This window comes from Paenibacillus peoriae KCTC 3763 (assembly GCF_000236805.1).
Taxonomy (GTDB): Bacteria; Bacillota; Bacilli; order Paenibacillales; family Paenibacillaceae; genus Paenibacillus; species Paenibacillus peoriae.
Map to the genome: position 1 here is coordinate 369,761 of NZ_AGFX01000012.1, position 11,798 is coordinate 381,558.

Sequence of the window (11,798 nt, forward strand, 5' to 3'; positions counted from 1 at the left end):
TCCTCCTTTCTAGGTCTTTTTATCTAAATGCAATACCAGAATATTACTTCCGACATAGTCAGTCAACACGAAAGATAAGCTCAAGCCCCGTTAAAAGTATTTTTAAAGGATAAAACCACCATGCGAGCTATCATTTTGAACATTGAGCCCATATGAGTCATCATAAGCCCCATCGGTCAGAGCCCATATTTTTTCGTCCAAAAAAGAAACCAGCCCCTTATTGTGACTCAATTGATTTTTATCTGTGTTCGTTATATTAATGGTAAATTGCTGTGCCCTGCGGAGCAGGCTGCTAAGATCCTCTATGCTTTGCTGTCCATTCAGATCAGCGATGATCTCTTTTCCTTCCTTCTCTCCATCCCCATAAGGAACAATGACGGCTGTCGTATGATCTTTGATGACTTGAAAATGTTCTGCTGCTGTCTTATAGCTATTCGCTAAAAATAAAGGAAGAAACGCATCCTTTTCATCATAATAGGAGCGATAATACGTATTTTCATTGCGACTAACAGATAATAGCTCGGTCATGTTTTTTCTTAGCTTAGGTATGTAATAATTCAAGTCCGATGCCAGCTCGGTATAATACTTTTGGAAATATATTTCCAGAGCATGTCCGGACAATATGTTACCGCCATAGCAGGTTTTGTCACGTTTTAAGTCGATAAACATTTTTCTAGTGATTTCTTTACCTATTTTGATTTCTTTGAGGTCTTTGAGCTTTTCTTCTTCATGATCAATGACATACACCTGCTTTGTTCCATCTCTTCCATGGCGATTACATCGGCCCGCTGCCTGAGCAATCGAATCCAGACCAGCCAAGGATCGAATGACACAATCAAAACTAATATCCACTCCAGCCTCGATGAGTTGTGTACTAATACAAACGACAGGTTTTTTATGCTCTAAAAGTTGTTTTACTTCCTCCAATATGCGATTGCGATGAGCCGGGCACATGGAGGTGCTTAAATGGTAAACCGGGATGGCGCTGTTTCCTTCTGTTAATCGGTGATATAGATTTTTGACCACTGCTTTTGTATTGAGAATAACGAGTACGCTTGGTTCATCCGCAAGTATTTGCTCAACAAAATCTGCAAGTTTCTCGGTATTTATAGTGTCATCTGTCGCCTTGTCGACAATTTCAACCCGCTTGAACTTTTCGATAACATGATCGAGGTCATGCACCATTTCGCCATCCGGTTCAATGTCGAGCTTGTTGTGTACAAAATCCAATTCCGGTTGGGTAGCGGTGCAAAGAACAATACTTGAAGAGGCATATGTTTTCAAAAAATTCAGCGCTTGATTGAACAAAGAAATACAGTGTGTGGGGACTTTTTGGACTTCATCAAAAATAATAACGGACTCACTCAAATTGTGAAGCCTACGGACATTTCTGCTGCCACCCGCGTAAAACACATTTAAAAATTGCACCATGGTCGTGAAAATGATTGGCGAATCCCAATTATCCTTAGCCAACTTTAATTTTTGATGCGTGTTCATAACGACATCCTCAAGCTCATGACCCTCAGCATCTATGTCCTCTACTTCGTCCATGACCACATTGGAGTGATGCTCCAGAATATTAGCGTCATCCCGTATAATTTCACGTACTTCCCGAGCGTTTTGTTCAATAATCGTCGTGAATGGAACGACGTAGATGATATGCTTCTTTTCAAATGTGACTGCATGCTTTAGGGCATAACGCAGACTGGCCAGCGTTTTTCCACCCCCTGTAGGTATGGAGAGTGTTAATATCCCGGAAGGCTTGTCTGCAAATTGCTCACATTGCTCGGACATTTGCTTTCTAAGCAGATTAATAGTTGTGTCGGCATTCTCTCCTGATTGCAGATCGTTAATGCGCTCCATTAATCTTTCGTAATACGTTTGAAATAGCTGCTGGCCATTTATCGGTGCATTGCTGTTCTTCTCGTCTTTAACATTATTTTCTTCAAAACAACGGGTATTCGTGCGATCAGCATCGATCAAAGCACTGAAAACAAACTTGGATAAGAACATCATTTTGAGTTCAATGTTTGGATGATCCTCACGTTCCATATAATCAGCCAACTCGGTTCCAGCTTGATTCACATATCGAAAAAATGCAGATTCCTCCATCACCTGTTCATAAAAAAGGGAGACTGCATGATCAAACCCCTCTAATTCACGGTCACGCACCCGATCCAAAAATTTTGATTCCAGAGTAGGATCTAAAAAATCCTGCAAATAGGCATGGTGTGAAATAATCGCATTTCCTACAACTTCGGATAATAAAGCTTTGTTCATGAAATCCTGCTTATCAACTGTTCCTTGAGGTTGGATATGAAAAAGATTGTACAATAATTTCCCACCAGCTGTAGAATGATCCACGCTTCCTCGTTTCGGCGGAATGTCAGGACTTTGTACGGCTAAACGTATGTAATTCTGGAATTTTTCCGTGTATTTCCCCAAGTCATGCAGCATACCAGCGAGTCCGGTAATATGTTGTATTCCTATTTTGTCACCATAAGTTTCTGCTAGTTGTTGAGTTTCCATCAGGTGATCTGCAACCGTCTGAATCTCATGGTCACTTTCCCGAATGTGGGCGATATAGTCCATTTTTTCACTCCTTTAATTTTTCTTCGAGAATAACCTTTCACCAAACACCAATAAAATCCAATTCATGCTAATGCATTACCAGTTGTATACGTTCTGTTCATTTCTTTAATACAAACCAGTATCCCATAATAACCTTGTCACGTGCATTTTTAGTACTTCTTCCATTGTTAGCAGTAATGAATCCCATCTATAATACCACAATTAGATTTATGGATGTTTTCCCAAAAGCGGTTCGAATGGCACAGCCCGCTAAACCCCAGAAAGGAATCCTACCTAGCTAGTAGCTATCAATCGTTGACACTACCATATAGAACAGGTATAAAAATTAAGGTTCTTTGGATTTTCTCCCTCGTAAAATTATTGCTGTTGTAATGTCTGCTAATGCATCATTTTTTTGTTTCATCTCATTAGCTAATGCCTTCAATTTCCGCTTTGTACCTCTAAGTTCTTCCTCCAACTGTTTAATTTTCATTTCATGAGGTTGCTCAGAAACATTAATCCAAGTTTTAATTTCATCTACAAGTAGCCCTTTAGTGCGGCAATAATCTAATAACTCATCATAATTAAATCTATCAACTCGCAACAAAACATTAAATTTCTCCATCTTTATGCGCCTCCTTGAATTTTACTAATAAACATAATGAAAGTTAATATTGTTTATCTTAGATTGTAATATAATTTTATAGGAACCTTATATAAAACACAGTAATACATCTCCCAAAAGATCAAAAAGATTTATGTTTTGCAACCTAGCCCTTAAAAAATTGCTTTAAACTAACAGTTTATGATACACTCGGCATGTCGCTGAAAGGCGTGGATTGAAAACTATATAATTATATTGAAGAGCCCGCCCTTAGCGGGTTTTCTCATGCTTTTTAAACATAATTTCCGTCTTTTCCCCTATCCTTTGTGCCTCTTCACAAAGTTATTGAATTACACTTAGTTCCTGTCCGTTTTTCTCTAACTCCCTTTATTAGCTTCCTATCAAGCTCGCAGTTAAAGTCCAGTATTACTTCTTTTGCTTCGTAATTATAAGAATGTCAACGATTTCAATCCATGCACTCATATAGAGTGCGACCGGCGCTTAGTGCTTTTACACCCAATGCTTCTTTCAATTTCAATCCACGCACTCATATAGAGTGCGACAAATGGAGCACTTTTGTGCAGTAACTGGATTGCGAATTTCAATCCACGCACTCGCATAGAGTGCGACTGTAAATATACGATTTTCGACAACATTACTCAAGATGATTTCAATCCACGCACTCGCATAGAGTGCGACAACGGGCCAAGTTTAAATATGATCCGATTTTCAAACTATTTCAATCCACGCACTCGCATAGAGTGCGACCAGCGTAGGCCGTTTGACGAGGACGAGGTGCGTATTTCAATCCACGCACTCGCATAGAGTGCGACGAGCGGAGACAACCCAGAGGGGCCGAGAGCTACAAGATTTCAATCCACGCACTCGCATAGAGTGCGACTGAGCGTTGTATCCTGCATCCTTAAACTGTACAATTTCAATCCACGCACTCGCATAGAGTGCGACTGAGCTTAAAGCATTGTTCCAGTCTCGATGAATTAATTTCAATCCACGCACTCGCATAGAGTGCGACTGTTTGGAAGGAGCGTAAATTTGGGCTTGTCCTGAATTTCAATCCACGCACTCGCATAGAGTGCGACCACGTCTACCGAATTGCTGTTAGCTCAACCAGGAATTTCAATCCACGCACTCGCATAGAGTGCGACTAAACGTTCCAAAGCAAGTTTATGAGGAAATTGAATTTCAATCCACGCACTCGCATAGAGTGCGACAGCGAAAATGGGTCAAAAACCACCCATTAAGTATTATTTTAGCGTTATTCCGACCAAATTACATTAATTATTGCTTTATTCCCTTGTAATCCGTTCACAACTTATTCATATTCGACAGGGCTTCGACAAAATATGAGGTGCGAAGGACCTGGGGAATTCATGTGAGCATCACATTCGCACCTGAACAGACTTGCTTTCAAGAAATTCCTTTTTGCTTTGGCAACAAGTACGTGCCTAGATTCATTTCACCTTGGCCAGCTCAGCCACCTGTGAAGGAGGAAGCGCCCCTTCGAATATACTTAGCTCATCAATTGCGCCTTTAAAGGCAGGGTCCCACCAGTTAACACCTAAGCTGAAAGTTCCGGCTTTGGATGTAAATACATTCGGAAATCCTGCGCCTGTAAACTGAGGTTTGCCGTTCACGTACACGAATAGCACTCCATTGTCCACTGTGAAGGCGAGATGTGTCCACTCATTGGTTTTGATCTTCATACCTGTACTGCCGTTATACCAGGGTGAGCTACCGGACCACAGCATCGTGTTCTCTCCTTCGGGACCTTTGGGCAGCAGGCTGATCCAATGATTACTATCCATAGCTCCGAAAAAAGTCGGAGTATACAGCGTCAGCTCACTTGGATGAACCCACAAGGATACGGAATATGCAGAACTGGATATCATTCCTTGAGGCAGTTTAATTCCGGACTTTCCATCCAACAACATTGCTTTGCCGCTTATCCCCTCAGTGTAGGTGACAGCTCCTCCTTCACGATCAATTCGGTCACCGATGACCTCTCCATTTGCAAAAGCAGTTTTACTGTCCTCAAGGTTATTTTCAAATTTATATTGTGCGGTCAGCGTTGCCTTCTCATAAGGAGATACTATAATGTTAAAGGTTTTGCTCTTACTGCTCTTCCCTTTGTTAATCGTGGCGGTCAGGGTTGCTGTTACAGCCTTTTCTCCGATTTCAGGGCGCTTAACCTTGCCTGTAGCAGAAATAACATTCGGGTCAGAGGTTTTCCAAGTAATCGAAGCTTGCCGACTTCCTTCCTTTGGAAGAGACAAATTAGCTACCACCCGACTTGTATCACCAAGGTCCAGCTCACCATACACATTTTCAACTACTGTTGCATCTGTCGAAGCAGCGAACTGACTTCCCCAGGCCATTTCCCCTATTTTGGATACAACCGTAAATGTCATAACATATTGCTTCGTAAAATCATCCCATTGTCTAATGAAAACTCCGTCATATACGCCCCCTTCCAGCGTAAGCTGGACTCTCGCGTCTCCTACCTTCCGCCATGTTCCTTGTAGTTCACCTGCAACGGTATGATCTGCTTTTAGCTGAATAAACTGCGCTTGTTTGATCGCTGCCGATGTATCGCTGCCGTGATTGATATACTGATAATCTCCAACAACTTGATCCTCGTCCAGCTCCATAAGCGTCTCACCACCATAACGGTAAGGAGCTACTACAGGCCAGCCTTCCTGGTTCATGAACATCTGGTGAATGCGCAATTCATGCTTCTCTCCCTGCTGAGGAAAGCGGGTATGAAAAACAACAAACATTTGCCCATGATCAGGATCGGTATACGCAGAATTGTGTCCAGGAGATACGTAACCATAGCCAATTCCTGCACCTGGATCACCAATTTTACTATTGAACAAAAAGTTGCCTATCAGTTTGTTGCCAAACGCACCATTCTTGGTGTTGGCAGGTAATACAGCGTTCTGCCCCTTGGCATCCTTATAAGGTCCTGCCGGATTCTTGGAACGGAATAACCTCATGTTATATCCACCGTCCGAGGCAAGTCCGCCATAGGTTACAAATAAATAGTAGTAGCCTGTCTTCTTGTTGTATTCAATGTAAGGGCCTTCTCCTGATTCCCCATATCCGCCCGCAATTTTGGTGCCAAAATAACGATCAACCAGCCGACCGTCTTCTGTCGTTCCGTCTTGACCTGGATAGATAGGCTTTCCTGTTGCTTTATCCAGCTCTAGTAAAAAAATCCCCCCGGACCATGACCCATAGGTCATCCATAGACGCCCTTCTGTATCATAAAAAATAGCTGGATCAATCGCATTCGGAAATATCCTGTTTGCGTAAGAACCATCTGCGTTGAACCATCCCGCTCTTGGACCTTGCAGCTTGCCTTGATCAACCAATTGTTGGATCTGCGTGTTGGTCCATTTTTTATCCACTTTGCTGTCCTTGTCGTAGGCAGTCTCCTTCGTAAAACCGGAATACACAATCGTATCCACATATTGATAAGGACCTTCGATTTTGGGCGCAACTGCCACTCCGATTGCAGAACGAATGTAGGTAGAAGATGCACTATAATAAATCATGTAGGCCCCTTTTGACCCATCTTTATTGACGTAATGCTCATTCCAAAATACATCTGGCGCCCAGACGGAGAAGCCTCCCTTGCTGTCAGAATCATTCTCCCCTGCCCAAGCAAAGGAACCTGCGAGATTCTTCGATAAATCCCCAAAAATCGTATTCCCTGGAGTTGTGTAACCGTTTGCAAAAGAAGTCCAGCTTTTAAGATCCTTGCTCTTAGCCGCCGAAATATGTGAACCAAACACATAATAAGTATCGCCATCTTTGACGATGGAAGGATCATGAACGGATACTTCAGAAAAAGCGGGTGCAGCCTGCTTTTCCTTCTGTTCAGATCGTGCCGCGGAAGCGTCACCCATTCCCCATGAAGCTCCTGTAAGCGTTAACAATAATATTAATGTTAATAAAATGCCTCGCTTGATTCCATTTGTAACAGCACGCCTTATCATTCTCATCTGCCCCTCTCTTATATTGAAGTACAGCGATATATATTCTACGTTAGCCAGAAAACACCTTTATGTTTTCAAAAATTATAAATATATTTGTAAAATATATTTATAAGATGTTCTGCGAAAGTTGAGTTATAAACCCTTGTATTCGAACAAAAAGAGCTTCAACCCACTGCAGTGAGAAGTTGAAGCTCTCTCTAGTTTCTTCTTAATATGCTGAAGTTCCCATCAAACCGGCTGCATCACCTGCATAAACCTTCCCATCCGCTCCAGCGCCTTTTCCAAATCGGCAAGCGAGGTTGCATAGGAGCAGCGAATAAAGCCCTCCCCGCCTGATCCGAATACATGTCCCGGTACGACCGCCACATTCGCTTCCTTCAGCAGCCGAAGAGCAAACTGCTCAGATGACATGCCCGTAGAAGTAATGGAAGGGAAGGCATAGAAAGCCCCCTCGGGCTCATGACAGGTCAGCCCGATGGCATTCAAGCCGGCCACAAACAGCTTGCGGCGTTCATTGTAGCTCGCCATCATCTCATCTTTGGCAGCCCGGCCATGACGCAATGATTCGAGCGCGGCAATCTGTGCAAGGGTGGGCGCACACATGGCTGTGTACTGGTGGATTTTCAGCATGCCGGCAATCAGCTCTCGCGGACCGCACGCATAGCCTATCCGCCAGCCTGTCATCGCAAAAGCTTTGGAAAAACCACTGATGACAATCGTACGCTCCTTCATGCCCGGTAAAGAGGCGATGCTGACATGCTTTCTCCCGTAAGTCAGCTCAGCATAAACTTCATCCGAAATGACGACCAGATTATGTTTGATAATGAGCTCAGCAATCGGCAGCCAATCCTGCTCCGTCATAACGGTTCCGGTCGGATTGCACGGATAATTGATCATTAAAACCTTTGAATGAGGCGTAATTGCCGCTTGCAGCGCTTGCGGGGTCAGCTTGAACTGCTCCTCTGCCGCAGCCGCCACCTCCACAATTTTACCGCCATGCAGATGGGTAATGGGTTCATAGGCAATATAGCTTGGTGCCGGAATCAGCACCTCGTCACCCGGATCGATCACTGCCCGCAGCGCCAGGTCGACGGCTTCACTGCTTCCCACCGTCACGATCATTTCCTGCTCGGGGTCATAGGAAAGCGCGAAGCTGCCGGAAAGATAAGCAGAGATCGCTTCCCGCAGCTCCATCAAGCCGGCATTCGAAGTATATTTCGTCTGCCCTTCACGCAATGCCTGAATGCAAGCTTCACGTACCTTTTCTGGTGTAATGAAATCAGGCTCTCCGACCCCAAGAGCGATTGTATCTCCGCCTACTGCATTCAGATCAAAAAAGGCGCGAATTCCCGATGGCCGAATATCCCGTACACGCGAGGATAAAAACCGCCCTGTATCTTCTTTACTAAACAACATATTGCGCCATCCCCCATTCCTGCTTCCGCTCATAGAGCGAGCTGGCAATAATACGGTCCAGCAGCTGTGTAAAGGTTATACCCGCAGCTGCCGCGCTCTTCGGAAGCAGGCTGTTGGCGGTCATTCCCGGTAATGTGTTCACTTCCAGCACGTAAGGTACGTCCTGACACAAAATCAAATCGACCCTTGCATAGACCTTGCATTGCAGCAGCCGGTAGCTGGCCAGTGCCGCCTCGCGCACACGCTGCTCAATAACGGGAGGAAGCTGCATCACCTTCTCTTCAGCGCCGCCGACCTCATATTTCGCTTTGTAGTCGAACCACTCCGAATGAGCGGGACGAATACCGATCATCGGCAATACCTCGCCATCCACGATTGAACAGGTGAGCTCCGTCCCTTTAAGATAGGGCTCAATCAAGATCGCTTGATCCAGGCTGCAAGCCTCCTGAACAGCTGCCAGCAGCTCCTTCTCATGCTGTACAAGCTGGATGCCGATGCTTGATCCCCCCATATTGGGCTTCACAATAACCGGGTAGCCCAACTGCTCTACCACCTGCGGATCATAATCGTCCATCCCCTGCCAGCAAAGGCCTGCAGGCGTATGCACACCCGCTGCCTTTAGCAGCAGCTTGGACAACTGTTTATTCATGCATAAGCTGCTTGCCAGGACACCGCTGCCTGTGTACGGAATGCCCAGCGTCTCCAGCACTCCCTGCACCGTGCCGTCCTCGCCATACTGGCCATGCAGTGCCAGCAGCGCGATATCGATGCCTGCCTGCTGAACCTGCGCGATTAAATCCGCTCGCTGCTCGATCACAATTGGAACCACTTCATAGCGGCTGCGATCCAAATGGTTGATCATCTCTTGACCTGTCTGCAGAGAAATCTCACGCTCTGAGGAAATACCACCCATAATAACGCCAATTTTCATCACGACACCTCATTCTTCTTCAAAATCATTGTGTGGCTACGGATTCTTCTTCCGATCACTGTTGCCCAAGGGTAAAGATGAACGCTGGCGATTCTCCAGAACAATTCCGTCCCTATAGCTTTTTTCTTAATCGTTAAGCCTAAAGTAAGGTACTCGCCTGTTGGCCGATTAGTTGAATACCAAGTTCGATATTCTCATCCGTTACTCGTGAAAAACCAAGCCGCAATGTATTCGTCCCTTCGCCTTCTTGAATAAAAAACTTGTCTCCCGGTGTAAAAATAACACCCTGTTCTGTGCAAACCTCCAGCAGCTGGCGTGTATTTACGCCGTTCGGGAAGGTGAGGAACAAATGCAAGCCCCCGTCACCAGACACCTGCGCCTCAGGAAGATGTGCTTCACAGCATGCCTTTGTCAACTCATATTTGCGCTTATACTCTGTACGTGCTTTTTTTACATACTTATCGAAATTTCCGTTAAGCATATATTGGTATAAAATCGATTGATCGATGGTTGATGTATGAATGGTGCGTGCACGCTTAATGCTTTCCAGCGTGTCGATCAGCGCTCGGTCTCCAAGCACCCAACCTACCCGCAAGCCAGGGAACAGCACCTTGGAGAAGCTGCCAATATAGATTACTCCGTTCCCTTGTCCTGCTGTCGCTATTAAGGGCGCAACATGCGCTCCCGAGTAGCGCAGCTCCTCATTGAATCCATCCTCGATCACCGGAATGTGATAGCGCATCATTAATTTCATAACGGCGCTGCGCTTTGCTGGCGACATGACGACGCCTGTCGGATTGTGATAGGAAGGAGTCAAATAGGCCAGATCGAAGCTTTTGGTCTGTAGTACCGCTTCTAACCGCTCCACATCAATACCGTCACGCTCCATCGGAATGCCGGTAATCTCAAAGCCTTGCAGCTTCAAATTTTTGATCGCTGTATGATGGGTCGGATTTTCACAAATTGCCGCTCCACGGCGTACAGAAGGGCGCAATGCCGACAACACAATGTCAAAGCCTTCTGTAAACCCGCTTGTAATCAGCATATCCTTGCCGCTTATATCAACGCCCTTATTCTCCATATAATGCATCAGGTAATCGATCAACGGCTTGTAGCCTTTGGCATAGCCGTAGTTGAGCAGCACCTGCCCTTCGATTGCCATCCGGTCCATAAAGGCTCGCTTTACGTCCCCCAGATCAAACAGTTGCTCATCCGGAGCGATGCTTGTAAACGAGATGGTTCCTTTTGGGGCACGAATGCCCCGCTTCATCATATCCAGCTCTACAGCCGATACAGCATACTCGTTCATTCTTGCCTTCCAGTCGATCTGCCAGGCGGCAGATCCATCAGTTCCTTCGTTATCTGCAGCCGACTGGCCCACCATGGCGGCCACATAGCTGCCTTTGCCGGGAATCGCATACGTAAATCCGTCATCCTCCAAGCCTTCATAGGCTGCAATGACTGTATTGCGGCTCACCTTAAGCAGACCGCTCATTTCTCGTGTGGAAGGCAGCTTCTGATTTGCCTGAAGCGCCCCTTTTATAATTAAACGATTGACATATTCTTTCACTTGTATCGCGACCGGACGGTCACCGACGAGCTTAAAATCCTGGAACATCCTTTATCGCCTCCATCTATAATGATGGCATAGAAGACGAGAGAAAAAAAAGAACCACCGCACTGGATTTTCTATCCTGCGGTGGTTCTAACGCCTTTTATGCCCTGTATGGCCTCATATCCTTATCTCTTTCCACTAACGACCGACCGTGAATCCTGCCACATCGTCAATTTGTCGCATGGAATGCGACCGTGATTTGCGGGTGTGCCCCCGGTGCTACGGAAATTTAATCCACGCACTCATATAGAGTGCGACATGCCTTAAACCCCTCCGGTGACATTTCCACTTTAGGATTTCAATCCACGCACTCATATAGAGTGCGACAACCTTCTTCATGTAGTCACCCACCCCTGTGACTTATTTCAATCCACGCACTCATATAGAGTGCGACCGGGCTTATTTAATTCACAAACACGACCAAAAGTCAAATTTCAATCCACGCACTCATATAGAGTGCGACGTGGCTGCACAGCCCAGTAGTGTAATTTGCTTGGATGATTTCAATCCACGCACTCATATAGAGTGCGACGTGATGGAAATTCAGCAAGCATAATGGACATGTTTGATTTCAATCCACGCACTCATATAGAGTGCGACCCAGAAATACAACGTATACCGAAATGGATCTTATTTATT

General features: G+C 45.2%; 6 protein-coding genes and 2 CRISPR repeat arrays (1 of these 8 cut by a window edge). All 6 genes read right to left on the reverse strand.

Annotated elements, in window-relative coordinates:
- Positions 1 to 102: 102 nt before the first annotated feature.
- A complete protein-coding gene (locus KQI_RS0108105) occupies positions 103 to 2,592 on the reverse strand; it encodes a CRISPR-associated helicase/endonuclease Cas3 (RefSeq protein WP_010346271.1) in 2,490 nt (829 codons plus the stop codon).
- A 325-nt stretch (positions 2,593 to 2,917) separates the two neighbouring features.
- Positions 2,918 to 3,196 carry a hypothetical protein gene (locus KQI_RS0108110; RefSeq protein ID WP_010346272.1) on the reverse strand — a complete coding sequence of 93 codons (279 nt, stop codon included), beginning with the start codon at positions 3,194 to 3,196 and terminating at the stop codon, positions 2,918 to 2,920.
- A gap of 442 nt (positions 3,197 to 3,638) precedes the next feature.
- Positions 3,639 to 4,407: a CRISPR direct-repeat array (repeat unit 32 nt; unit sequence ATTTCAATCCACGCACTCGCATAGAGTGCGAC).
- A 240-nt stretch (positions 4,408 to 4,647) separates the two neighbouring features.
- Positions 4,648 to 7,197, reverse strand: coding sequence for a LamG-like jellyroll fold domain-containing protein (locus tag KQI_RS0108115; protein ID WP_029390076.1), 2,550 nt, complete (start codon positions 7,195 to 7,197; stop codon positions 4,648 to 4,650).
- Between the two features lie 228 nt (positions 7,198 to 7,425).
- Positions 7,426 to 8,613 carry an aminotransferase class I/II-fold pyridoxal phosphate-dependent enzyme gene (locus tag KQI_RS0108120; RefSeq protein WP_010346274.1) on the reverse strand — a complete coding sequence of 396 codons (1,188 nt, stop codon included), beginning with the start codon at positions 8,611 to 8,613 and terminating at the stop codon, positions 7,426 to 7,428.
- Entirely contained in the window at positions 8,603 to 9,544 is a 942-nt protein-coding gene (locus tag KQI_RS0108125; RefSeq protein WP_010346275.1) for a D-alanine--D-alanine ligase, read from the reverse strand. The genes KQI_RS0108120 and KQI_RS0108125 overlap by 11 nt, the downstream gene beginning before the upstream one ends.
- A gap of 139 nt (positions 9,545 to 9,683) precedes the next feature.
- Positions 9,684 to 11,162: an aminotransferase-like domain-containing protein gene (locus KQI_RS0108130; RefSeq protein ID WP_010346277.1), complete on the reverse strand. Its 1,479-nt coding sequence runs from the start codon at positions 11,160 to 11,162 to the stop codon at positions 9,684 to 9,686.
- Between the two features lie 223 nt (positions 11,163 to 11,385).
- Positions 11,386 to 11,798: direct repeats of the CRISPR family, unit length 32 nt; unit sequence ATTTCAATCCACGCACTCATATAGAGTGCGAC; it runs 636 nt beyond the window's last position.